Annotated in this window: 22 protein-coding genes and 2 tRNA genes; 6 read left to right on the top strand and 18 right to left on the bottom strand. The window is 66.3% G+C overall.

Translation table 11 applies throughout. The features are described from left to right. Window positions 1-17: 17 nt before the first annotated feature. From WJT74_RS07205 to cmk, 5 genes are all read right to left on the bottom strand, one after another. Complete coding sequence (locus WJT74_RS07205; protein WP_343343200.1) at window positions 18-1,628, bottom strand: putative bifunctional diguanylate cyclase/phosphodiesterase; 1,611 nt, start codon at window positions 1,626-1,628, stop codon at window positions 18-20. 126 nt (window positions 1,629-1,754) lie between these two features. Then, window positions 1,755-1,843, bottom strand: a tRNA-Leu gene (locus WJT74_RS07210). 72 nt (window positions 1,844-1,915) lie between these two features. Then, window positions 1,916-2,218 (bottom strand): integration host factor subunit beta, encoded by a 303-nt coding sequence (locus tag WJT74_RS07215; protein ID WP_343343202.1) that lies wholly within the window; start codon window positions 2,216-2,218, stop codon window positions 1,916-1,918. Window positions 2,219-2,365: 147 nt separating this feature from the next. After that, window positions 2,366-4,072, bottom strand: coding sequence for a 30S ribosomal protein S1 (gene rpsA, locus WJT74_RS07220; protein ID WP_343343204.1), 1,707 nt, complete (start codon window positions 4,070-4,072; stop codon window positions 2,366-2,368). A 187-nt stretch (window positions 4,073-4,259) separates the two neighbouring features. Further along, on the bottom strand, window positions 4,260-4,910 hold the full coding sequence (gene cmk, locus WJT74_RS07225; protein ID WP_343343206.1) for a (d)CMP kinase: 651 nt from the start codon (window positions 4,908-4,910) through the stop codon (window positions 4,260-4,262). Window positions 4,911-5,016: 106 nt separating this feature from the next. Here cmk and WJT74_RS07230 point away from each other — a divergent pair, with 106 nt between their 5' ends. The 3 genes from WJT74_RS07230 (at window position 5,017) to WJT74_RS07240 (ending at window position 6,798) form a co-directional block, all read left to right on the top strand. Beyond that, window positions 5,017-5,331, top strand: a complete 315-nt coding sequence (locus tag WJT74_RS07230; protein ID WP_343343208.1) for an FYDLN acid domain-containing protein — start codon at window positions 5,017-5,019, stop codon at window positions 5,329-5,331. Window positions 5,332-5,414: 83 nt separating this feature from the next. Then, window positions 5,415-5,490: transfer RNA gene (locus WJT74_RS07235), tRNA-Ala, on the top strand. 183 nt (window positions 5,491-5,673) lie between these two features. After that, the gene (locus WJT74_RS07240; protein ID WP_343343210.1) at window positions 5,674-6,798 is read left to right on the top strand and encodes a glycosyltransferase; all 1,125 of its coding nucleotides are present in this window, start codon (window positions 5,674-5,676) and stop codon (window positions 6,796-6,798) included. On the opposite strand, the gene WJT74_RS07245 is transcribed toward WJT74_RS07240, so the two are convergent. The 7 genes from WJT74_RS07245 to WJT74_RS07275 form a co-directional block, all read right to left on the bottom strand. Continuing rightward, window positions 6,735-7,640, bottom strand: a complete 906-nt coding sequence (locus WJT74_RS07245) for a glycosyltransferase family 2 protein (RefSeq protein WP_343343212.1) — start codon at window positions 7,638-7,640, stop codon at window positions 6,735-6,737. The two genes, WJT74_RS07240 and WJT74_RS07245, sit on opposite strands and share 64 nt — an antisense overlap. After that, entirely contained in the window at window positions 7,637-8,758 is a 1,122-nt protein-coding gene (locus WJT74_RS07250; RefSeq protein ID WP_343343214.1) for a glycosyltransferase, read from the bottom strand. Before WJT74_RS07250 ends, WJT74_RS07245 begins: the two co-directional genes overlap by 4 nt. After that, window positions 8,755-10,800 carry an HAD-IIB family hydrolase gene (locus WJT74_RS07255; protein WP_343343216.1) on the bottom strand — a complete coding sequence of 682 codons (2,046 nt, stop codon included), beginning with the start codon at window positions 10,798-10,800 and terminating at the stop codon, window positions 8,755-8,757. The genes WJT74_RS07250 and WJT74_RS07255 overlap by 4 nt, the downstream gene beginning before the upstream one ends. 97 nt (window positions 10,801-10,897) lie before the next feature. After that, window positions 10,898-11,677: a Crp/Fnr family transcriptional regulator gene (locus tag WJT74_RS07260; protein ID WP_343343218.1), complete on the bottom strand. Its 780-nt coding sequence runs from the start codon at window positions 11,675-11,677 to the stop codon at window positions 10,898-10,900. Between the two features lie 19 nt (window positions 11,678-11,696). Beyond that, window positions 11,697-12,221: a DUF421 domain-containing protein gene (locus WJT74_RS07265; RefSeq protein WP_343343220.1), complete on the bottom strand. Its 525-nt coding sequence runs from the start codon at window positions 12,219-12,221 to the stop codon at window positions 11,697-11,699. Window positions 12,222-12,358: 137 nt separating this feature from the next. Next, on the bottom strand, window positions 12,359-12,514 hold the full coding sequence (locus WJT74_RS07270) for a Flp family type IVb pilin (protein WP_343343222.1): 156 nt from the start codon (window positions 12,512-12,514) through the stop codon (window positions 12,359-12,361). A gap of 185 nt (window positions 12,515-12,699) precedes the next feature. Beyond that, complete coding sequence (locus WJT74_RS07275) at window positions 12,700-14,700, bottom strand: transglycosylase domain-containing protein (RefSeq protein ID WP_343343224.1); 2,001 nt, start codon at window positions 14,698-14,700, stop codon at window positions 12,700-12,702. A 123-nt stretch (window positions 14,701-14,823) separates the two neighbouring features. Here WJT74_RS07275 and WJT74_RS07280 point away from each other — a divergent pair, with 123 nt between their 5' ends. The 3 genes from WJT74_RS07280 to WJT74_RS07290 all read left to right on the top strand — a co-directional run bounded on the left by WJT74_RS07280 (window position 14,824) and on the right by WJT74_RS07290 (window position 17,620). Next, entirely contained in the window at window positions 14,824-16,260 is a 1,437-nt protein-coding gene (locus WJT74_RS07280; RefSeq protein ID WP_343343226.1) for an ABC transporter substrate-binding protein, read from the top strand. Beyond that, the gene (locus WJT74_RS07285) at window positions 16,257-16,670 is read left to right on the top strand and encodes a DUF4112 domain-containing protein (protein WP_343343229.1); all 414 of its coding nucleotides are present in this window, start codon (window positions 16,257-16,259) and stop codon (window positions 16,668-16,670) included. The genes WJT74_RS07280 and WJT74_RS07285 overlap by 4 nt, the downstream gene beginning before the upstream one ends. A 242-nt stretch (window positions 16,671-16,912) precedes the next feature. Beyond that, window positions 16,913-17,620: a L,D-transpeptidase family protein gene (locus WJT74_RS07290; protein WP_343343231.1), complete on the top strand. Its 708-nt coding sequence runs from the start codon at window positions 16,913-16,915 to the stop codon at window positions 17,618-17,620. Between the two features lie 71 nt (window positions 17,621-17,691). Here WJT74_RS07290 and nadA read toward each other — a convergent pair whose 3' ends face one another. The 6 genes from nadA to WJT74_RS07320 all read right to left on the bottom strand — a co-directional run bounded on the left by nadA (window position 17,692) and on the right by WJT74_RS07320 (window position 23,708). Then, window positions 17,692-18,693, bottom strand: a complete 1,002-nt coding sequence (gene nadA / locus WJT74_RS07295; RefSeq protein WP_343343233.1) for a quinolinate synthase NadA — start codon at window positions 18,691-18,693, stop codon at window positions 17,692-17,694. Then, window positions 18,693-19,445: a DUF4230 domain-containing protein gene (locus WJT74_RS07300; protein ID WP_343343235.1), complete on the bottom strand. Its 753-nt coding sequence runs from the start codon at window positions 19,443-19,445 to the stop codon at window positions 18,693-18,695. The genes nadA and WJT74_RS07300 overlap by 1 nt, the downstream gene beginning before the upstream one ends. Beyond that, entirely contained in the window at window positions 19,427-20,284 is an 858-nt protein-coding gene (locus tag WJT74_RS07305; RefSeq protein ID WP_343343236.1) for an MBL fold metallo-hydrolase, read from the bottom strand. The genes WJT74_RS07300 and WJT74_RS07305 overlap by 19 nt, the downstream gene beginning before the upstream one ends. A 62-nt stretch (window positions 20,285-20,346) precedes the next feature. Continuing rightward, window positions 20,347-21,942, bottom strand: coding sequence for a M56 family metallopeptidase (locus WJT74_RS07310; RefSeq protein WP_343343238.1), 1,596 nt, complete (start codon window positions 21,940-21,942; stop codon window positions 20,347-20,349). Continuing rightward, entirely contained in the window at window positions 21,939-22,313 is a 375-nt protein-coding gene (locus tag WJT74_RS07315; RefSeq protein WP_343343240.1) for a BlaI/MecI/CopY family transcriptional regulator, read from the bottom strand. The genes WJT74_RS07310 and WJT74_RS07315 overlap by 4 nt, the downstream gene beginning before the upstream one ends. Before the next feature lie 141 nt (window positions 22,314-22,454). Then, window positions 22,455-23,708 carry a glycosyltransferase gene (locus WJT74_RS07320; RefSeq protein WP_343343242.1) on the bottom strand — a complete coding sequence of 418 codons (1,254 nt, stop codon included), beginning with the start codon at window positions 23,706-23,708 and terminating at the stop codon, window positions 22,455-22,457. Window positions 23,709-23,712: the final 4 nt, after the last annotated feature.

Here is a 23,712-nt window from a genome sequence, read left to right on the forward strand (position 1 = left end):
AGAACCTCGTGCCGGGCTCAGCCGGCTACCTGCGTTTCGGATGACCCGTCGTCGATCGCTTCGGGCTTGGGATCGCCGGCCGTATCCGGATCGGTCAGCGCGGACGCGCCGGGCTGGCGCAGCAATTGCTCGGCCTGGTCGGCGGTCATCGGCTTTCCGAAGTACCAGCCTTGGCCGAAGCGGCAGCCCATTTCCATCACCATCGCATGGGTACGCGCATTCTCGACCCCCTCGACCACCACGGGGGTGTCGAGCGCATCGGCCAATGTCGTGATCGCGCGCACGATCGCACGGCTTTCCCGGTCGGTGGCGAGCGAGGAAACGAAGCTGCGGTCGATCTTGATGAGATCGAGCGGCATGGCGCGAAGGTGCGACAGGCTGGAAAAACCCGTCCCGAAATCGTCGAGCGCGATGCGTATTCCCTGATTCTTCATGCTGGTCACGATGGTGCGCGCCATCTCGATGTCCGCGAACAGCGACCCTTCGGTAATCTCGACGATCAGCCGTTCCGCGGGAAACCCTGTCTCGGTCAGCATGCGGACCAGTTTCTGCGCCAGCCAGTTATCGGCGAGTTGCGAGGGCGCGATGTTGATCGACAGGTCGATCTCGTTCGGCCACGCGGCCGCGATGCGGAGCGCACGGCGGAACAGCCCATCCGTCAGCGGGCCGATCAGGTGATGTTCCTCGGCCACCGGAATGAACCGGTCGGGAGTGATCAGCCCGGCGAGCGGGTGGTTCCAGCGCGCCAGCACCTCGAAGCCCGAAATCTGGCCCGTCGCAAAATCGATCTGTGGCTCGAAAAAGGGCAGGAACTGGTCGGTATCGACGCCGTGGCGAATCCCCTGCTCGATCTCCGAATGCACCAGCAGTTCGCGCTCCATGCCCTCGTCGAACCAGATCGGCCGGGCCAGTCGCCCCGCCTTGCCCGCGGCCAGCGCGATGTCGGCGCGGCGCAGTAGGTCGCGTGCCTTCAGTTCGCCGACGGGCGCCTGCGCGATGCCGACGTGGGCGCCCACCTGGATCGACTTGTCGTCGATCGAAAAGGGACGCGTCACGCGGTCCAGCAGCTCGACGGCGAGCGCTTCGATCGACTCGCGGTCATTCCTTCCGCCGGGCGATGCGATGATCGCGAACTCGTCGCCCGATACCCGCGCCACGGATGCGGAACCGTCTGCCACCTCGACGATGACCCCCGCGATCCGGCGCAGCAATTCGTCACCGACGTCGAACCCATGACGCTCGTTGATGGTCTTGAACCGATTGAGCTGGATCGAGATGACCGCCACCGAACCGGCGTCCGGTTCGCCTTTCTCGTGTATCCAATGACCCGCCTCGGTGAAGCCCTTGCGGTTGAGAAGGCCCGTCATCCCGTCGGTGCTCGCCTGTTCCTGCGCCCGGCGCTCGCTTTCCTCGCGGCGCTGGATCTCGTGCTGGACGTCGACATAGTAGCGCCATCCGAACAGGATCAGCGCGATGTTCAGCGTGATCGTGGTGGCCGAAACGCCCAATTGCGCCGTGATCCCCTCGACCCCCCGGTCCAGACGCACGAAGAAACTGGTGCCGTTGTAGAGGAGCAGCGCGAAGGCGGCGAGCAGAACGGACAGGACGACGATCTCGCGGCGACCCATCCGGGTTCGCCAGGTCAGACGCCTGGTGCGGCGCGTGTACCCCTCACTGTCCATCGGGCGGAAGTAGCGGCCCACTGGTTAAGGAATTGGTCACGGCGCTCCGCTCGAAACGCGCAAAAAAGACGGTGGTGCGGACGGCGGGACTTGAACCCGCACTCCCGGTTAAGGGAAGCCGATTTTAAGTCGGATGCGTCTACCGATTCCGCCACGTCCGCACGCGGCCGGGGTTAGCGCCTGACACGAACCCCGCCAAGCATATGCTGAGCCTCGCGGACGCCGCCGCCGGTTCAGTCGTTGTCGGCTTTTTGCGCGTTGAGGTTCAACCGTTCCCGCATTTCCTTGCCCGGCTTGAAATAGGGCACGCGCTTGGCGGCAACGTCGACGGGCTCGCCCGTCCGGGGATTGCGGCCGACGCGCGCGTCGCGCTGGCGGGTCGAGAAGGCGCCGAAACCACGCAATTCCACCCGCCCGCCATCGGCAAGGTGATCGGTGATGCTCTCGAACAGGCTGGAAACGACGCTCTCGACTTCCTTCTGAGTGAGGTCGGGAAAGTCTTCGCAGATCTTGGTGACGAGTTCGGAACGGATCATGGCAGCGGTCTCAACCCCCCGGGTTCATGTGGCGGCCGCCCCCCGGCGCCGCTCTTCACTCCGCGGATGATTGACGAAAAAAACGGGGCAGTGCAAGCCCTTGCCTGCACTGCCCCGCTTGATCTGTCCGGTGATGGGACGAGAGGCTTATTCGGCCTCGTCGCCACCCTTCTCCTTGAGCGCTGCGCCCAGGATGTCGCCCAGCGACGCGCCGCTGTCCGACGAACCGTACTGCTTGACCGCTTCCTTCTCCTCGGAGATCTGCAGCGCCTTGATCGAATAGTTGGGCTTCTTCGAACGATCGAAGCCGGTGACCATCGCGTCGAACTTCTGCCCGATCTGGAAACGCTCCGGACGCTGCTCGTCGCGGTCGCGACCGAGATCGCTGCGACGGATGAAGCCGATGGGGCCATCGTCGCCCGCCTGCACTTCCAGCCCGCCGTCGCGAACGTCGAGAACGGTGACCGTCTTGGTCTCGCCCTTCTTGACGCCGTCGGCATCCGCCGACACGCCGCCGCGCTCGAGCTGCTTCATGCCGAGGCTGATGCGCTCCTTCTCGATATCGACGTCGAGCACGACGGCCTTGACCGTCTCGCCCTTGTGATGAAGCTGGAGCGCTTCCTCGCCGGTGATGCCCCACGCGATGTCCGACATGTGGACCATGCCGTCGACGTCGCCGGGAAGGCCGATGAACAGGCCGAATTCGGTCGAATTCTTGACCTCGCCCTCGACTTCGGTGCCGACCGGGAACTGTTCGGCGAAATCGTCCCACGGATTGCTCTGCGCCTGCTTGAGGCCGAGGCTGATGCGACGCTTTTCCTCGTCGACCTCGAGCACCTTCACATCGACTTCCTGCGACGTGCTGACGATCTTGCCCGGATGGACGTTCTTCTTGGTCCAGCTCATTTCCGACACGTGGACCAGGCCTTCGATGCCCGGCTCGAGCTCGACGAACGCACCATATTCGGTGATGTTCGTGACGCGGCCCGTAAAGGTCGTGTCGATCGGATACTTGGCGCTCGCGCCTTCCCACGGATCCGCTTCCAGCTGCTTCATGCCGAGGCTGATGCGCTGCGTTTCGCGGTTGATGCGGATGATCTGCACCTTGACCGTGTCGCCGATGTTGATGATCTCGCTGGGATGACCGACGCGCTTGTAGCTTATGTCGGTGACGTGCAGCAGGCCGTCGATTCCGCCGAGATCCACGAACGCACCATAATCGGTGATGTTCTTGACCACGCCCTCGATGACCTGGCCTTCGGTGAGGCTCTGGATCAGGCCCGAACGCTGTTCGGCGCGCGTTTCCTCGAGGATGGCGCGGCGCGACACGACGATGTTGCCGCGACGACGATCCATCTTGAGGATCTGGAACGGCTGCGGGATTTCCATCAGCGGGGTGACGTCGCGCACGGGGCGGATGTCGACCTGGCTACCGGGAAGGAAGGCCACCGCACCGCCGAGATCGACGGTGAAGCCGCCCTTCACGCGGCCGAAGATCGTGCCCTCGACGCGCTCGTCGGCCTCGAATTCCTTCTCCAGCTTGTCCCACGCGGCTTCGCGGCGGGCGCGGTCGCGCGACAGCATCGCCTCGCCCTGCGCATTCTCGACGCGATCGACATAGACTTCGACCTCGTCGCCGACGCTAATTTCGCATTCCTTGCCCGGGGGCGTGAATTCCTTGAGCGCGACGCGTCCTTCGCTCTTCAATCCGACGTCGATGATGGCGAGATCGTTCTCGATCCCCGTCACCTTGCCGGTGACGACCTTGCCTTCGAAGCCCTCGTCTTCGCCGCCCAGTTTCTCGTTGAGCATGTCCGCGAATTCATCGCGCGTGGGAAATGCCGTATCGGCCATAAGCAATAATGTCTTTCGTCTCTGGTTTGCCGCCGAGCCTCCACCATCGGAGCACTCTTCTCCTCGCGGACTTGGACAAACCCCATGATTGCCGCGCGAGGCTCGTCCCCGTGCAGCATCCGACGGTTGCGAAGGGTCGTGGCGGCTTCAACGGGCGGGCGTTCGGCGAAATTCGTCGCCGAAACAGTCAACTCGCCGGGAGACGGGCCTCCACGAGCGCAATCGCTCGTCGGACGGCGCGCTCTATAGTCATTTCGCTCGTGTCGAGCAAGTCCGCGTCCGCAGCCTGAGCGAGGGGCGCCTCGGCGCGGGCGGCATCGCGTTCGTCGCGGGCGCGGATATCGACGAGCACGTCCTCGTAATGGACGTTCATGCCTTGGCCCTGCAGCTCCGCCGTTCGGCGCCGCGCGCGAGTCTCGGGCGAGGCGGTGACGTACAGCTTGGCGTTCGCATCGGGGGCGATCACCGTGCCGATATCGCGTCCGTCGAGAACCGCGCCGCCGTCGCGCGCCGCAAAGGCCCGCTGCCGCTCGAGCAGCGCCGTGCGGACGCCCGGATAGGCCGACACGCGGCTGGCGATCTCGCCCACCGTTTCGGTGCGCAGCTCCGCATCGTCCATGTCGATCTGCTCCAGCCCCTCGACCGCGCGGCGCGCCTCGAACGGGTTGCCGGGATCACCGCCGAACCGGAACAGCGCCAGAGCCACCGCGCGGTAGAGCAGCCCCGTATCCATGTGCGGCAGGTCGAACCGCTCGGCCAGCGCGCGGGCGATCGTCCCCTTCCCGCTGGCCGCGGGGCCATCGACGGCGATGACGAGCGATGAGGGCTGGCCTTTCATGTGACGGGGCTTTGACAGCGCCATGGGCCTATGGCAAGGCGCGCTCTTGCAAAGAGGGGCTTGCCGCCTCAAGTGCGGCATCGAACGAAACCCAAGAGGATATTTCATGGTCAAGCCCGAATGGGGTACCAAGCGCACCTGCCCGAAGTGCAGCACGCGTTTCTACGATCTCGGCAACGACGAGCCGGTCACCTGCATCGAATGCGGCGAGGAGTGGATCCCCGAGCCGGTGCTGAAGTCCAAGCAGCCGCTGCCGTTCGACGATGCCGACACCAAGAAGAAGGACGAGGATCTGTCGGGCGACGATCTCGATGTCGATGAGGATGATGACGGCGGCAGCGCCGACGACGACGTCGATCTCGACACCGGGGACGAGGATCTGAAGGTCAAGAAGACCTCGGACGACGACGACGACAGCTAGGATCGTCGGGGCGAGCCGCGCGGCCTATATTAGGGGTTGCAAAGCGCGCCGATTTTCCTAAACCGCGCCAGCACTTTGGATACGGGGCCGTAGCTCAGCTGGGAGAGCGCTACAATGGCATTGTAGAGGTCAGGGGTTCGATCCCCCTCGGCTCCACCATCCGAAAAATCGAAAGCCCCGGGACGCCGCCGACCCCGCGTTCCGGGGCTTTTCGCGTCGGGGGCATGCGACAGTTACTCGATGCGAACTCCACCCACGAACGCGAGACTGCCGAAGATCAGTCACGCGGCGAGGAACTTCGGAACGCGCGGCGCCTTCGTCGAGGAAGGAGCAAGCCACCCCATGATCATCCGTGACCCCGATCCTGCCGCCCCGCTGCGCATCGCGGTCGTCGGCCATGTCCGCTTTCCCATCGCCGCCCCGTTCGCAGGCGGGATGGAGGCGCACTCCCATTCGCTCGTCCGCGCGCTGATGGCACGGGGCCACGATGTCGCGCTGTTCGCGGCGGGCGACGGCGATCCCGCGCTCCCGCTGGTTCCCATCGTCGATCGCCACTATGAAGCCGAGATGCCTTGGGCGCGGTGGCACGGAACCCCCCGGTTCGCCGCGATGCAGAAGGCGATCTTCGCGCGGGCATGGGACGAGATCGAGAGGTTTGCGCCCGACGTCGTCCACAACAACAGCCTGTCGAGCGATTTCATTAAGAGCGCCGCGGCACACAGCATTCCGACGGTCACCACGCTCCACGTTCCCCCGTTCCGCCAGCTCGGCGACGCCATCGCCTCCTCTCTGACGGTCCCATGGCTTCGCTACGCCACGGTCAGCGAGGCGCAACGTCGCCGCTGGTCGCCCGACGCCCACCCCGCGTTCCGCGCCATCCCTAACGGGATCGACGGTTGGCACTGGCGTCCGCGCGGAGAAAAGCATGCCGCCGCCGTCTGGGCCGGCCGGATCACGCCGACGAAGGGCACCGGAGATGCGGTCCGCGCCGCGCGGTCAGCGGGCGTCGCGCTCAATCTGTTCGGTCCTGTCGAGAACGAACTCTTCTTCGACGAACATGTCGCGCCCTTCCTGTCCGATACCATCCGCTTTCACGGGCCGGTCGGTCCCGACCGCCTGAGCGAGGAGGTCGCGCGCGCCTCGGTCGCACTCGTCACCCCCTGCTGGGACGAACCCTTCGGTCTCGTCGCCGCCGAGGCGCTGGCCTGCGGCACCCCCGTCGCCGGCTATTCGCGCGGCGCGATCCCCGAAGTTGTGGGGTCCTGCGGCGTGCTGGTCGAGGAAGGCGACGTCGAAGGGCTCGCGCGCGCCATTCCCAAGGCGCAGGCGATCGATCCCGTTTCCTGCCGCGAGCGCGGCCTCGAATTCCGTCACGATGTCATGATCGACACGTACGAGCGGCTCTATGCCGACGCCATCGCCGCCTTGTCCTCCAGCGCTTCGAGCACGCGGCTCGAACTGGCGTAAGGCATGTGCGCCTGCTGGCGCGTCAGATCGAGATCGGCCTCGCGCGTCGGGCGCAGCCGCTGCCAGCGCCCGTCGACGATGCCCGCCAGCCCCATCAGTTCGAAACAGCGCAACCAGTGCTCCATCGTATGATGGCCCCATTTCTCGCAGAAACGCTCGGCATTGGCGATCACGCTGTCGAGATGGTGGACCGGTGGCATGTGGTGGGGATGATATTGATGATAGACGCGTGCGCCCCGCACCCATCGGAATTCCAGCGCCGCTTCGGCGGCACTGCGACCGAAATCGGTGTCCTCGCCGCCATAGCCGTCATAGGTCTCGTCGAACCCGCCGACCTGCGCCCAGTCCTGCGCCGTCATGGCGAAGTTCAACGACCAGAAGCAGCGGTAGTCGGTGCATTCTCCCAGCGGCGTCGTGGGCGGACCCGCACGCTCGGAATGCTCGACCGAAATGGCGTCGAAGCGGTTCCAGTCGATCCCCTCGTCGGTCGCTCCGTCGGGAAGATAGCGCACCTCGCCCATCAGGACGCCCCCGGCATCCGCGACGTTCGCATAATCGGCGGTCAGAGTCGGGGTCGGAATGCAGTCGACGTCGAGAAACACGAGAAAGTCGCCGCGCGCGCTCTCGGCGGCGAGATTGCGCGCCCGGGCGAGCGGCAGCCCCTCGCCGCCGACGAACAGCTGGCGGACAGGGAATTCGCAGTCGGGAAGATCGTATTCCTCGTCCTGCATCAGGGCGATGACCAGCTCATCGGGTTGCCGCTCGGAAGCGCGCAACCCGCGAACGAGATTTTCCATATGGTTCGCCCGGCCCCCGCCAAGCGTCAGAACACTCAATTTCATGCCGGGATCCGCCGTTCCTTGCTCTCCACACCGCCCCACAGGTCATGCCCCAGGCGGTCGAGCCATCGTGCCGCCTTGATGGCAGCGGAAGGGTCGTAGAGCGCACGCTGCGCTTCGGGATCGATCGCCATGGCCTCGTCGACCGTAGTGCGCCACGCGGCCACATGGCTCGGCCAGTCGGTCCGTGCGGCGGCCACGCGGGCGCGGCCCAGTGCCGCGACTTTCTCGCTCTGCTCGTCAAAATAGCGCCATTCGGGCACCACCACCCACGGCCGGCCCAACGCCAGGATCTGGTGCACCGTGCTATTGCCCGCGCTCGACACGACGAGATCCGCGGCCGCCAGCCAGTCGGACACATTGTCGACCCAGCCGCGATGGGAGAGGTTGCCGGGCGGCGTCGAATGCCATTCGTGCCGAACCTTCCCCAGCGTGACCCAGTCGATATCGGGAAAGGCGCGCGCCGCGATGGTCACGGGCGTGGTGCAGAATCCCTCGCCGCCGCCACCGCCGAACACGACCGCCAGTCGCCGTCCTTCGGGGACACCGATCGCCCGTCGCGCCTCTTCGCGCGTGCGATCGGGTCGCGTCACCCCCACGCCCGGAAAGAAACGGGTGCGGTCGGCAAGATGTCGGCGATCGGGCTGGTCCAGCGCTTCGTGATAGGGGGCCAACAATCCCGCGGCGGCCGCATAGGATGCCTCGTGCCCCGGGTCGCTCCGGTCGCCATGTTGCAACACCGCGACGTGCGGGACCGACGCGATGCGCGCTAACTGACCCAATTCGGCGCTCACGTCCGTCACGAATAGCGCGGGCTCCTCGCGATCGAACCAGTCGGTGATCCGCGCGACCGCATGGCGGATCGTCGACCAGCCGAGCGGCGCGCAGTGCAAGGTGTCGGGCGTCGGCGCATCGGCCATCGCGGCGGGTGCGCCCTCGGGTTCCTCGAACAATGACGGCAGGGCCATCCGCTCCACCCGCCCGTCGAGGTCGGGGAACTGGTCGATGTCGGCGGACATCAGCGTCACCGGCCGTTCCCCGATCAACTGGTTGGCGATGGCGGCGGCGCGATTGGCATGGCCGCGTCCTTGGTGATGCACGAACATCCCGATCGGTTTCACGATGCCACCCGTCGTTCGGCCTGCGCGGCGGCGACCAGCCCCTCGACCACGCCGAGCGCATGGGGGTGACGGGCCACGCGCACGTTGGCCCGGTCGGTCAGATAGGACAATTCGTGGCTGTGGTTCGACACCAGCACCGCATTGGCGCAGCTTTCGAGCATGTCGGCATCGTTGCCGCTGTCGCCGACGGCCACGATCTTGCGCTCGTCGAGCCCCATCCGATTCGCCGCCCACCGCATCGCCGCGCCCTTGCCGGCCCGTGCGGGAAGGACATCGAGCAACCGGTCGTGGCTCGCGATCACGCGCGCCGCCACTCCCGCTTGCTCGAGCGCTCGCTCGACCCGTCCGGGCACGTCAGGATCGTCGAAGAAATAGGACCGTTTGTAGGTCCGCTGCTCGTGGGCGTCCTGCGGCTCGAGACCGTCCATTTCGGCCAGAGCAGCGATCACTCCTTCGGGGTGCCAGTCGTGCGCGATATGCGCCGAATAATCTTCGTCGCGTTCGAGCGATCCTCCGCGACGCCAGTAGATCTCGCTTCCCACCGAGGTGATCAGCAGTGTCGGCGACGGCAGGTCCCATTCGCCGAGAATCCGCCGCGCCTGCTGCAGCGAACGGCCCGTCGCCACCCCGAACCGCCATCCCTTCTGCGCGCTCAACAGGCGCGACAGACGGGCGGCACCGCGGCGGCAACCGGTTAGGGTATTGTCGATATCGCACAGCGCCAGCAATTCGATCGGCGGCGCAACCGCCACCGGCTTCTCGTCGAGGTCCCTGACGATGCGAACGAACTCGCCCGCATAATCGTCCCAGCTCCACTGCGCCGCCCGTTCGCGACCGCGTCGGGCATGGATCTCCCACCGCTCGGGATCCTGCAGCAATCCGATCATCGCCTTGGCGAAGGCCGGCTCGTTCTCCGGGTCGATGGCCACGCCGTGGCCCAGCGTCTCGATGATATCGCGCGGCCCGCCGCGGGCGGTCGCCACGGTCGGTACGCCGTGGCTCGCCGCCTCCACGATGGTCAGACCATAGGGTTCGAACAATGCCGGGTTGGCGAAGATGCCGCGCTGCCGCGACGCGAGACGATAAAGCCCCTCCACCGTCTCGCCGTCGTGACGCTTGGGGATCGCAACATGGCCGTACAGATCGTGCCGGTCGATCGCCTCCAGCAACGCCCGATGCACGCTCGCGCTTTCCGCATCCTCCTCGGCGATATCCGACCGCAGACCCGCCAGGATGACGAGGTTCGCCGCTTCGCGCAGCGAGCGATGGTCCCCCATCATCCGCACCAGGCTGACGAGGTTCTTCTTCTCGACCGGCCGCGCGACCGCGAAGATGAAGGGCCGCTCGGGATCGGTCAGAAACGGTGCGATGGCCTCACGCGCCTTCGCGATCGCACCCACGCTCACATCGCGCCGCTCGATCCCCGGCGGCACCTGATGGATCGTCTCGACCCGCGCGCCTTTGTAACCGAGCAACTGACGCTCGCATTCGTCTCGCGAGCTGCCGATGATCGCATCGGCGCCCGCCACGGCGGCGCGTTCCTGTTCGAGGCGCGGACAGAGCGACGCGCGGCTCTCGGGCATCGCCTCGGCCTTGTCGAGCGCGAGGCTGTGCGCCGTATAGACGACACGGCATCCGAACCGGTCGCGCGCCGCGAAGGCCGCTTCGGCCGCATCGGCAAAATGGGCATGGAGAACGTCGGGCGCGCCATTTGTTTCGAAATGGTCGAGCAGCGCGTGCGTGAAGGCGGGAAGATCGGCGGCCAGTCGTTCCTTCGCCAGATAGCGGGGATCGCCGCTGTCGATGCGCACGATCCGGCACCGCTCGCTCACCCTCTCTTCGGCAAGTGCATGAAACGGGCCCAGAGCCCGGTCGTCGAACCGGCGCGTGTAGATATCGACGCCGGTGACCCCCGGCGTCCGCGCCAGCGCCTGCGCCTCGCCCAGCAGATAGGTGATGTGGCCGCCCGTGTCCGGCGTGAGACCGTAAGCGACCGGCGGCGCCTTGATGCAACCGCCAAGAGCAATCAGCCCGATCCTCATCGCCAGGAAACCGATTTTCGAATGAAACCCATAAAGAACAAGACGCTAGGTGATCGTCCCCGTTCCTTCGAAATGCGCTGATCTTTGTTAGAAGGCCCTAATAAGGGTCGCGCAGCGACAGTTCGCCCTCGCCGTACAGATAGTCGGGCCGGAACTCGCCGAGCTTCGCCAGGCCTTCCCGATCGAGGATGGCGATCCCCGAATCCTCCTCGCGATTGTCGATCAGCCCCTGCTCGCGCAGCAGCCGGAACGTGCGGTTCGCATGAACGGCGGTGATCCCCGACGCCTCGGCGAAGTCCTGCTGCCGCATCGGCACGTCGAGTATCCGTCCATCGAACCGGTCGATAAACTCGAGCCGGCAGGCAAGTTCGCTGATCAGGTGCGCGATCCGCCCCTCGGCGTTCAATCGGCCCAGACGGAACACCCACTCCCGATGGATAGCGGCGTCGAGCAACGTCGAGAACCACATGATGCGCGTCAGTCGCGGATGCTCGTCCACCAGCTTCTGCAGTGCCGTATGCTCGAAAACCGCCAAAGTCGCGCGATCGAGTGCGGCCACATCATGGTCGAGCCGCTTCATGGGAAAGCTGTGCAGATCGACCCAGTCGCCCGCGACCTGGATCCCGACGCTCTGTCGATAGCCGCGCCGGTCGTCGAGATAACGGGTCATGAAACCGTCGACGAGATAGTAGCTGCGATCGACGAGGTCGCCGCGCTTGATGAGCACCTGGCGCGGTTCGATGGTGACGATTTCTTCGATGGCATTTTCCATCGCGTCGATCTCCTCACGCTTCAGCACATGGCGAAGCCGGCTTTTCAGGAATAGTTCGGTCGTGACCCCCGTCTCGCTCATCTGGCTGGATACCCCTTCCTGCATGATGTCCTTTTCGCTCCCCTTATTTTTTGTCGAGAACCTCGACACTCTCCAACAGCATCTCGTCGAGCGTGTCGCCATGAAGCACGCTCACGTCGCCCGTCGATTCCAGCACCGCCGCGCGCACCTTGCTGAGATCGAGGACGTTGGCCTCGCGCAGCTTGGCGACCATGTCGTCGCGGCTCACCCGTGTCCGGTCCAGCGCCTCGTCGAGAAACGCGCCATCGCGCATCAGCATGATCGGACTGTTGCCGATCGCATCCTCGAACGGATCGCTCGACTTGCGGATCCGCGAGATGACGAACTGCACCACGAACAGGGCCGAGATGGCGACGATCGCCTGCGCGAAGCCCGACCATTCGGTCGCCTGCGCCGACCCCGCGAGGAGCGAGCCGACCGCCACGGTCATGACGAAATCGAAGCTGGTCATCTTGGAAAAGCTGCGCAGCCCCAGGATGCGGACGTTGAAGGTGACCCACACGAGTCCGATCGCCCCGAGCAGAAGGCCGCGCAAGGCGACGTCGATGACGGGGTCTGTGCTGAACATGATGCCCCAATGCGCGGCGCGGCTCTTCGGGTCCGTGCCCCGCGAAAAGCGAGACCCCGTCTGTCGCGCACCAAAAAAGAGGCGGCGGAAGCTTGTCGCTCCCGCCGCCCCTCTTTGGCTCTGAAAGTCGCTTGGACTTAGAGTTCGTTGGCAACTTCGTTGAAGGTGTTGCCGAGGTTCGAACCGATCGAGCTCATCGCGGCGATCGCCGCAACGGCGATCAGCGCGGCGATCAGGCCGTATTCGATCGCGGTCGCACCCTTGTCGTCAAGCATCTTGAAAATCTTGGTCATCACTGGTCTCCTAATGGCTCCACAATTTACTTCGGAAGGGCTTCCCCTGCCGTGTCCGCCGACACGGGAATTGCCCGCATCCGGTAGGTCCCAAATAAGGAGGTAGAGGTTGAGAAACCTTTAAAGTCGGGGGTTTCGGTTTGTTAACCTTTGGACCCGGAAGCGGCGCGAAACCGCGCTATTTTCTAAAGACGTCCGAAAAAGTCTTCGATTTCCCGCACCATATCGTCAAAAATATCGGGCTCGCGTCGGTCGGGTAGCGGCACGACCGGCGGGTCTGCACGGACGGGGGGCGCGGGCCGGAAATCGCGCGGCAACCGCGGCCCGGCCGTTCCGTCCACGCGCAGCGCCGCCGACATGAAATCCCTGAAGATCGATGCCGGCAGGGTGCCGCCGGACACGTCGCCCAACGACTCGTTGTCGTCGTGCCCGACCCACACTCCTACCACCAAATTGCCCGCGAAGCCGATGAAGATGGCGTCGCGATTGTCCTGGGTCGTGCCGGTCTTGCCGAACGTCGGCGTGCCCAGCGCCGCTCGCCGCCCGGTGCCGTCGTTGGCGGCGGCATAGAGAAGGTCGAGCATCGGCTCCCATTCCTGATAGGGATCGAGCCGTGCGCGCCGACCGAGCATCGTGTCGTCCTCCTCCGAATCGATCCCGCGGACCTCGACCGGATAGCGCCCGCTGGCGATCGCGGCATAAGCGGCCGTCATCTCGATCAGCGGCACCCCGCCGGTACCGAGCGCGTAGCTGGGGCCGTCGGGAATGTCCGACACGATCCCCAGTTCGCGCGCGGTCCGCACGATCCGCTCGCGGCCGACCTCGCGCGCCAGCCGGACGGTGGCGGCGTTGGAGGACCGGGCGAACGCCTCGCGCAGCGTGATCGACCCTCGATACTGGCCGTCGCTGTTGCGCGGGCTCCACCCGTCGATGGTGATCGGCGCGTCCTCGATCCGGTCGTCGGGGTCCCACCCCGATCGCAGCGCCGCGAGATAGACCGCGAGCTTGAATGCGCTCCCCGGCTGGCGCCGCGCCTGTGTGGCGCGATTGAAGGGACTGGCCTTGTAGGAGCGTCCGCCGATCAAGGCGACGACCTCGCCCGTCGGACGCATCGCGACGAACCCGACCTGCCGGTCGCCGAGGTTGGCGTTGACCGTCGCGCGCACCGCGATCCGCTGCAGATCGCTGTCCAGCGTCGTCGGCACCCGCGCCAGCCCATAGTCCGCGCGCATCCGCCGCGCGGCCTGCGGTGCCACCCAGTCGGCAAAATAGGTTCCCGTCGGCAGGGTCGAGCGCCGGCCGCGCAGCTCGGCGAGCGGCATCCCGCTCGCCTGGCCCTGCGCCAGCGCACCCGTTTCCTCCATCGCGCCGAGGACCACGCGGCTGCGCGCCTGCGCCGCGTCGAGATCGCGCGTCGGGGCCAGCCGCGTCGGCGCCTTGACCATCCCCGCCAGCATTGCCGCCTCGGCGACGCTCAACTGTTCGGGAGCCCGGCCGAAATAATGTCCCGCCGCTGCGCGGAGCCCATAGACGCCGTCGCCGAAATAGATGCTCGACAGGTAACGCGACAGGATCTCGTCCTTGGTCAGCCAGCCCTCCAGCCAGAACGCGATGATCGCTTCCTGCGCCTTGCGGCTCAGCTTGCGTTCCCCGTCGAGAAAGGCGGTCTTGGCGAGTTGCTGGGTGATCGTCGATCCGCCCTGTCGCACGCCGCCCGCCTGCGCATTCTCGATCGCCGCCCGCGCGATGCCACGCGGATCGATACCCCAGTGCGAATAGAAGCGCCGGTCCTCGATCGACACGAACGCCTGCGTCACGTGCGCCGGCAACTGCGTCACGTCGACCGGTTCTTCCTTGAGCGCGCCGCGCCGCGCGACCGGATTGCCCTCATTGTCGAGGAACAGCATCGCCGGACTTTCGAGCGGCTCGAGGCTACGCCCGAGGGGCGCGGTCACGATCAGCCAGATTAGCGTCGCGAGCAGCAGCGCGGCGAAAGCGGTGAACCCCCAGCGCAGCCAGCGGCGCTTGCCGCGGCGACGGGGCGGCGGCGGGGCACCTTCCTCGTCGTGCAACCACGGTTCGTCGTCCGCGCCGTCGTCGAAATAGTCGTCGGCAACGCCGTCGTGAGGCGTGTCGAACGCCGCATCCTGCGCGCCGAGACGGTCCAGATAATCGCGCTCCGCCATACTCGTTGCGGGCCTGCTCCTTCGTCGTTGCCTTCCGAATAGGTGTGTTATAGAATTAAAACACCCATGTCCATGTCATCCGCCGCTTGCTGAACCACCTCTGAAACACCACATCTCCTCACGATGGTCCCGCCTCTCGCCACTCCTTTGCGACTTCTCCCGGCCCTTGTCGCGCTGGCACTGGCCGGTTGCGCTGGCGAGCGGTCGAGCCAGACCCATATTCTCGTCCTCGACGAAGAGACAGCGAACGATCTGGAAACCGCCGCACTGGCGCAGGGACTGGTCGCTTTCGACGCCGAAGGAGGCATCGTCCCCGCGCTCGCCGCAAGCTGGCATGTCAGCGACGACGGGTTGAGCTACATCTTCCGCCTCGACGATGCCCGGTGGAGCGACGGGGACCCGGTCGCCGCCGATCGCGTCGCGCGCACGCTGGCCCGCCAGTTCGAGGAAGCCAGCGTTCCCTTCGGCGATACCGTCGGCGCGATCGAGGACATCGAGGCGATGACCGACCGCGTCATCGAGATCCGCCTGAACAGCCCCCGGCCCTTCCTCCTCCAACTCCTCGCCCAACCAACGTTCGCGATCCGCGACGGCGACGTCGCGACGGGCCCCTTCACCGTCCTGCCCAGCGAGGCGGACGACGACGAGGAAGGCGCCATTCTTCTCGGCCGGCTCGCCGACGACATGGACGAGGAGGTCGTGAGCGAACAGCGCTTGATGATCGAACAGGCGGGCATTGTGGACGCGCTCGAACGATTCGCGGCGGGCGAGGTCGATCTCGTGACCGGCGGACGCTTCGACACTCTTCCCCTGGCGCAGGAGGCGAGCGGCCTGTTCGGGGCGCCGCGGATCGACCCGGTCGCCGGACTGTTCGGCCTGCGCCCGGTCAGTGACAGCGCTCTCCTTGCGGATCCGGAACTGCGCGGCGCGCTCAACCGCGCGATCGACCGCGACGCGCTCGTTCGATCGCTGGGCGTATCGGGGCTGCTTCCCCGCGCCACGATCCTGCAATCGGGACTCGACGTTCCCAGCGACGCGACCGTCCCCGACTTCGTCCAGGCCGATCTGGAGGCACGGCGTTCCGGCGCGCGCGCACTGCTCGAGGAACGCGACCTCGACGGGTCGACCGTCACCGTCGACCTGCCCCAGGGCCCCGGCGCTGACACGCTGTTCCAGCGGCTCGTCGCCGACTGGGGGACGATCGGGTTGCGGGTCGAGCGCGCCAACGGGCCATCGAACGCGGATTTCGTCCTCGTCGATGCGGTCGCACCGGCGATGAACGCGGGCTGGTATCTCAACCACTTCCGCTGCGACCGCAGCACGATCTGCAGCGAGGAAACCGATTCGCTTCTGGATCGCGCCCGCGATACCCGCGATCTCGCGGAGCGGCGTCAGGCGCTGCTCGAAGCCACCCTGCGGATCCAGAACGAGGCCCTGTTCCTGCCGCTGGCCGCCCCGGTGCGCTGGTCGCTGGTGGGAGCCGGGCTCGACGGATTTGTCGAGAATCGTTTTGCGCGGCATGATGCCGGCTTGCTCCGTTCGAGAGAGGGCCGCCGATGACCGGAACCGACCTGTACGACCGCGCCCGTCTGTCGAAGGAACCGGGCGACGTGCGCCGCCGGATCGAACGGCTCGAAAAGCTGCTCGAAAACCTCTTCGTCGTTCCCGGCATCAACCGCCCCGTCGGCCTCGATGCGCTCTTGAGCCTCGTTCCCGGCGTCGGCACCCTCTCGGGCGCCGCGCTCGGGAGCTATCTGGTCTGGGAAGCGCGCAACCTCGGCCTGTCGAAATGGCAGCTGGCGCGGATGAACCTCAACACGCTCCTGGACATGGGTCTGGGCGCAATCCCCGTGATCGGCGTCGTCCCCGACTTCTTTTTCCGTTCCAACAGCCGCAACCTGCGAATCGTGCGCAAGCATCTCGACCGCCACCACCCGGCGAGCGACCCTGCCGCCTTGCCTCGCGAATAGGCGCGTTACCGCGCCGTTCGCGGCGATCATCGACCTTCCCGCCGTCGATTTCCCGATCTCGCTCGGACGCCATCGACAAGGTACTCAGCCCAACGCCTCACCCGCGAGCTTCAGGCGTATCTAACCCCTCACACCCTGCCGCTCTCCGATGAACAGCTTGGCGTTGCGGTAGCGTAACGAAAGGAACCTCACCCGTCCTGCGGCTTTGATTGGGTGAACTCGCTTTGAAAAAGGTCAATATTATGAAAACGCTAGCTGCATTGCTGGCGACCGCCGCGCTCGCTCTGACGACCCCCGCGACTGCCGCCAACTCGATCGATACCGCGACTTCCGTTTCCAAGAACGCGAAGGAAGTCGAGGCCGAAGTGACCTACGACGCCTCGACCACCGAACGCACCTATTTCTATAATGGCGTCGCCTACGATTATACTGCCGCCGACGTGCGCATCACCGGCGACATTGCCGGCGGGACCAACACGCTCGAAACCCATGCCGCGCGCACCGAGGCCGCCAAGCAGGCCGAACGGGGCTTTCGCGACATGAAGGACAAGTTCGGCGTATCGTCCATCTCGGCCAACAAGTATCGCTGGGATGACGACGGAGCGTCGGGCGACATGCGCATCGTCGTGTCCATCTCGAAGCAGCTAGCCTTCGCCTACAAGGGCGACACGCTGGTCGGCGCCGCATCGGTTTCGACCGCCCGTGACAACAAGCTCACGCCGCAGGGCATCTTCCCCATCTGGATGAAGAAATCGATGCATTACTCCAAGGCCTACGACAACACGCCGATGCCCTACACGCAATTCATCGACAAGTACGGCATCGCGCTGCACGCTGGCCCCAATCCCGGCTATGCCGCGAGCGCGGGTTGCGTCCGACTGCCCAAGCAGTTCGCCAAGAACATCTTCTCGATGACCGATATCGGTTCGACGGTGCTGATCGGCGCGTAAGGCGCGCCACCATGGCACCGCACCAGGCGGTCCCCGCAGGCGAGTGCGGGGACCGCCTTTCTTTTATTTGCTCAGTCGCCGTCCATCTGCGGTTTGCCGACGTCGCCCTGCCCCACGGTCCGTCCGGCCATGTCGAGCATTCGGTCGAGGGGCTTGCGCGCCGCGTCCATCAATTCTGGGCTGAGGTCGATCTGGGGCTCCAGATCGCGCAGCGCGACGTAGAGCTTCTCCAGCGTGTTGAGCGCCATGTACGGGCACATGTTGCAATTGCAGTTCCCGTCGCCCCCCGGCACGCCGATGAACGTCGTATCGGGCCGCGCCTTCTCCATCTGGTGGATGATGTGCGGCTCGGTGGCGACCAGCACCGTGTCGGCCTGCGCCTCGGCACAGAATTTCAGGATCGAACTGGTCGACCCGACATGATCGGCATGCTCGACGATATGCGGTGGGCATTCGGGATGCGCCGCCACCGGCGCGTCGGGATGCTCGGCCTTCAATTTAAGAAGTTCGGTTTCCGAGAACGCCTGGTGCACGATGCAGATGCCCGGCCACAGCAGCATGTCGCGCCCCGACTTGCGCGCCAGATAGCCGCCGAGATGCCGGTCGGGCGCGAAGATGATTTTCTGGTCTTTCGGAATCTGGTCGAGGATGACCTGCGCCGAACTCGACGTCACGATGATGTCCGACAGCGCTTTCACCTCCGCCGAACAGTTGATGTACGTCAGCGCGATATGATCGGGATGCGCCTCGCGGAACGCCTTGAACTGGTCCGGCGGGCAACTGTCTTCCAGGCTGCACCCGGCATCCATGTCGGGCAGGATGACGGTCTTCTTGGGCGACAGGATCTTCGCCGTCTCCGCCATGAACCGTACCCCGCAAAAGGCGATCACCTCGGCATCGGTCGCCGCCGCCTTGCGCGACAGATCGAGACTGTCGCCCACGAAATCGGCGAGGTCCTGGATTTCGGGCTTCTGATAGTAATGCGCCAGAATGACCGCATTGCGCTCCTTCTTCAGCCGCTCGATCTCGGACAGCAGCTCCTCGCCCACGGGCGGGCGTTCGATTGTGCTCATCAATTCGCTCCTTGGCGCGCTCGGCGCTCGTTGCGGTCGCGGATCGCATCGGCCGGTCGGCGCGAGGCGTCCAGATATTCGTCATTGTCGGGATCGGGGTCGCTGGCGAAGCGCGCCACGACCCGTGCATTCTCCATCCCCGCCACGGCCAGCGGAAGCTCGAAATTGCGCGCCACCGCATCGCGGGCTGCCTCCCGCGCCGCGTTCATCGGGACCGCGCTGCGGGCCTGGGCGCGAAGATCGCGCAGCGCCGCGGCCTGATTGGCGTCGCTCAACACCTCCTCGGCATCGGTCACCGCGCCGAGGATCCCCTCGTCGGCATATTCACGCGCGCCTTCCAGATCGACGTCCGGCCCGGCGATTTCCAGTTCGGGCAACGTTACCGTCAGCGTCGAACTGGCCGGATCCCACTCCAGATCCTCGCGCGTCAGGCTCGCCATGTCGATCTCGTAGCGCGCGGTCCCGGGCAGGATCAGCGTACGCTCCGCCGACAGCAGCCCGCCGAACCGCCGCTGGCGCGACGTCACCACCGCCACGAAGCGGGCGGTAAAGGGCGTCAGCCGGTTCTGCGCCTGCATCGCCTGCAGGCTCGTCGACACGATCGTGTCGGGGTCCGGTCCCCGCTCGGCCTCGCCGAGCAACCGGCTCGCGAGCGTGTAGCCGATCAGCAGGACCACCACGACCAGCCCGGTCAGGATAATCGGGCGCCACACGCCCTGCTTCTTTTCCATTTCTAGGTCGCCGATTGCCATACGCCCTCCTCGACCTCCTCAACGCGGCCCTGCCGCCGAAGTTCTATGAGATGCGCATGCACCGATCCCCCCGCGGCGGGCACCAGGCGCTCGTCCAGCCCGGGATAGCAGTTCGCGACGATCGTCGGGATGTCCTCGTCTCCCGCCGCGACCCGGTCCATGATCTGTTTCTCGCGACTTTTCCGATGGCCCAGCAGGTGCCGGACCAGCCGCCGCGGCTGTTCGATCGGCTTGCCGTGCGCCGGGAAATAAATCTCGTCCTGTTCGCGATCCAGCAACGTCTCGAGGCTCGCCAGATAGGCGCCCATGTCCCCATCGGGCGGAACCACCACCGTCGTCGACCAGCCCATGACGTGATCGCCCGTCAGCAACGCCCCGCGCCACGCGTAACAGAGATGGTTCGACGTGTGCCCCGGGGTCGCGACCGCCACCAGCATCTCCTCCCCGATCGCCAAGCCCTCACCGTCGGCCAGTACCCGGTCGGGACTGTAGTCGTGATCGAAGCTCGCGTCCGCGCGCGGCCCCGTGTCCTCGAGCGCCAGCGGCGCGCAGCCGACGATCGGCGCCCCGGTGCGCGCCGCCAGCGGCTGGCTGGCGGGGCTGTGATCGCGGTGGGTGTGGGTGCAGGCGATGGCGACCGTCTCGCGCGCGCCGATCGCGGCGATGATCGCCTCGACATGATCGTCGAGATCGGGACCGGGGTCGACCACCACCACCCGCTCGGTATCGCCGACCAGATAGGTCTGCGTACCGGTGTGGGTATAGGGCGACGGATTGCGCGCCAGCACGCGCTCGATCCCCGGATGCACGGGCTCGGCAAGGGTGTAGGGAGCGTCCACGGCACGGGTGTTGCCATGAACGCTCCCCGCGCGCCAGAGCCTCGGGGGTTCGGGACAGACCCTCAGCGGTTCCGGCGGGCTTCCATGTCGCGGAGCGCCGCGGTCATCCCGACTTCTGCGGCATCGAGAGACTGGACGACAATCGACTCGTCGACCGACGACAGCGAGCTTTCGATGATCGCCCCCATGTCCATCGCCGCGAGCGTGCTGCGTGCCGCCTGAAGACCGGCGATTACCGCTTCGGGATTGCCGCCTTCGGCCCGGATCTCGGCGGATTCGGCCCGGACTTCGGCGATCGCCTCGTCGATCTCGCGCAGGCCCTCGGCGATTTCCGCTTCCGCCTCGACGCTCTCGCGCCGCGCTTCCTCGCGCGCTTCGCGCATGTCGACCCGGAATTCGCGCATGACCTCCGGGCGCTCCGCGCGCAGTTCGGCCAGTTCGCTGCGCAATTCGCGGATCACCGCGTCGAACTCGGCGCGCTCGGCGGGCGTCATCTGGCTGTAGGGCTTGGACCCACCGCGCGTCATGACGCGGCGAGTCTCGCTCTCGCCCCACTCGCCCTCGTATCCCTCGCCCAAGTCCTGCATCGCGGACAGGCTGGCGGCGAGCGGCGCCAGCGGCGCTTCGGGCGGCTTCGGTGCTTCGGGAGCCTTCGGCGGCCTTGGTGCCTCGGGCGGCAAGGGCGCTGCGGGCGCTTCGGGCGCATCGCCATCGACATAAGCGACCGCGCGGCTGGCGGTGGCGGGAACGATCACCACCGCGGCGGCAGCGATCAGCAGGACGCCCAGCGGGCGGTGCGACACATTCTTCATCATGGTCAGTCTCCGTTTGAGATCGGTGTCGCGGGCATTGGCGGTCAGGATGCGCAGCGGCGCGGCGGAGCGGGCGATGGCGCGGCCGTAGTCGGCCCGTGCCGCGCTTCCCCGCCGTGCCAGGACGCGAGCGTCGCAAGCGGCTTCCTGGTCGAAATGAAAGGCGGCGTAAGCCTTCCAGGCGATGGGGTTGAACCAGTGGAGCGAGAGGAGGACGAGCCCCGCCTGCCGCGCCCACAGATCCCCCGAACGGTGATGCGAAAGTTCATGCTCGAGCGCCAGCTCCAGCTCGGTGTCGCTGCACGCGTCGAGATAGGTCTGGGGGAGCGCGATCACGCGGCGAAGCGTGCCGAGCGCCATCGGCCCGGGCGCCTCGGGCGAGACGATCAGTTCGATCCCCCCGAACCGTCCGCGCCGCGTTCCGGCGGCGAGCACCGCGCGGCGATCACGGTAGTAGCGCAGCTGGTGCCAGCCGAAGGTCGCGATCGCTCCGGCGCCCCACACGGTCAGGAACAGCAGCCCGACGTCGATCGTCTCGAGCCACGCCGTCAACGTGTCGAGCGCGCTCGTGCGCACCGCACCGGCGGTCTTGTTCATGACGGCGACATCGACCCCGATCCCGTCCGTCGACAGAGAGAGCCCCGCTCCGGACCCCGCGCCGACAGCGGCGGGTTCGCGCTCCAGCGTGGTCGTCATTGTCGGCATCGTCAGCCGCGCGATCGGCAGCAACCACAACGCATAGGCGACCCGCGCCCCGAACTTCTCAGCAACGGCGCCGCGCACGGCAAGCACCGCCACCATCAGGACTGCGGTCCACAACAGGGTATCGAGCAGCCAGTCGGTCATTGCTTGAGCTCCTTCAGCAGCGCCTCGATCTCGGCGATCTCCTCGTCCGAAATCGCCTCGTCCTCGGCCAGCCTTGCGATCATCGGCGACAGCCTGCCCCCGAACAGGCGATCGACCAGCCGCCGCGATTCATCGCCGACATAGGCCTCGCGCCGGATCGCGGGGGAATAGAGATAGCGCCGTCCGTCGGCCCGATAGGCAACCGCACCCTTGGTCGTCAGCCGCGATAGCATCGTCTTGATCGTCGGCAGGCTCCAGCCGCGCTCCTCGACCCCCGGGGCGTCGGCCACCGCGGTCGCGGTCAGCGGTTCGTCCGCTGCCCACAGCGCTTCCATGATTTCCAGTTCGGCTTCGCTGACACGTTTGTCCATCGGGAATCGCCCCTTTCGATTACTCCTGTAGTCATTACGACTATAGATGTAAACGTCAAGCGTGTTTCGACGGATGGCCTGCGGTCATTCGGGCAAGTAGAAAAACGCGAACCGAGGCGTATTCGGGGTTCGCTTTCGCGACTAGCTGGAAACCAGTTCGGCGGCCTTGCGCGCCCGTTCCTCGCCGGGGCCCCCGCCCTCTGCGGCGGCGCGGTCGGCCGCATTGGCCAGCGCGGCGGGATAGATGGTGCCGAACAGTCGCTGCATCGCCGCAGCCCAGCTATAGGGTTCGGCCAGCGCGCGCGCCGCGTCGCCCATCGCGGCGCGATCGCCGTTCCACAGTTCCAGCGCGGCCTTCGCCATCGCATCCGCGTCGCCGACCGGGACCAGGGCCCCGGCCTCGGGCGGCACGCGGTCGATCATCGCACCGGCCGCGACGCCCACGACCGGAAGCCCGCACGCCTGCGCCTCGATGATGGAAATGCCGAACGTCTCGAACGCCATGCCGGTCAGATAGATGTCCGCGCTCGCCAACCACCGGGCGAGCAGGTCGCGATCCGCAACATAGCCGGGCGCGTGAAGACGGGGATGCGAGGCGGCCAGCGCATCGCGCATCGGCCCCTCGCCCAGCATCAGAAGGTGCGCGCCCAGTTCCTCGGGCAACCGGCGGAAGGCCGCACCCACCACGTCGGCACCCTTCTCCGCGTCCAGCCGTCCGGCATAGATGAACAGCGGCGCGTCGGCGGCGACGCCCAGACTGTCCCGCAGCGCCGCGTCGCGCAGCGCGGGGCGGAAGCTGCGCAGCTCGACGCCGCGGTGCATCCGGTGGACGGGATCGATGCCCAGCGATTCCAGTCGCGCGCCCCCGCCATGGACGCTCATCGCGTAGACCGCGTCGAATTTCTTGTAGAGCCGCTCGCAATAGGCATAGGCGCGGTTGCGTCCCCATGCGGCCATCCGCGGCCAGCCCCATCCCTCGATCGTCTCGCCGATATAAACGGTCGGAAAATCGGTGCAGTAGCCGCCGACCGTCCCCGTTCCGGGATGGGCACGCGCATGGCGCAAAGCCGCCCACGGCAGGTTGTAGGCGTCCTGACACTCGATGATGTCCGGCAGATGCTCGCCCAGCAATTCGCGCACCGCATTGTTGCGCAGCAGCAGCCGATAGTTGGTCCTTTTGGGCACCAGCGGCGACTTGATCGTGCAATGGATCGAACGCCCCTCGACCCGCACCGCGTCGCGGTCCCCCGGGACGATCAGCAGGTGCCGGAAATCGGTATTCTCGAGAATGTGGCGTCGCTTGCGCCGGATATAGGTCCCGATCCCGCCGCCCGTCTCCGACCAGCTTTGCGTCAAATCGCAGATCGTCAGCGGACGGGGGCTCTGCTGCAGCATCAGG

It is taken from the genome of Sphingomicrobium sp. XHP0239 (assembly GCF_039555325.1).
GTDB classification, from domain to species: Bacteria; Pseudomonadota; Alphaproteobacteria; order Sphingomonadales; family Sphingomonadaceae; genus Sphingomicrobium; species Sphingomicrobium maritimum.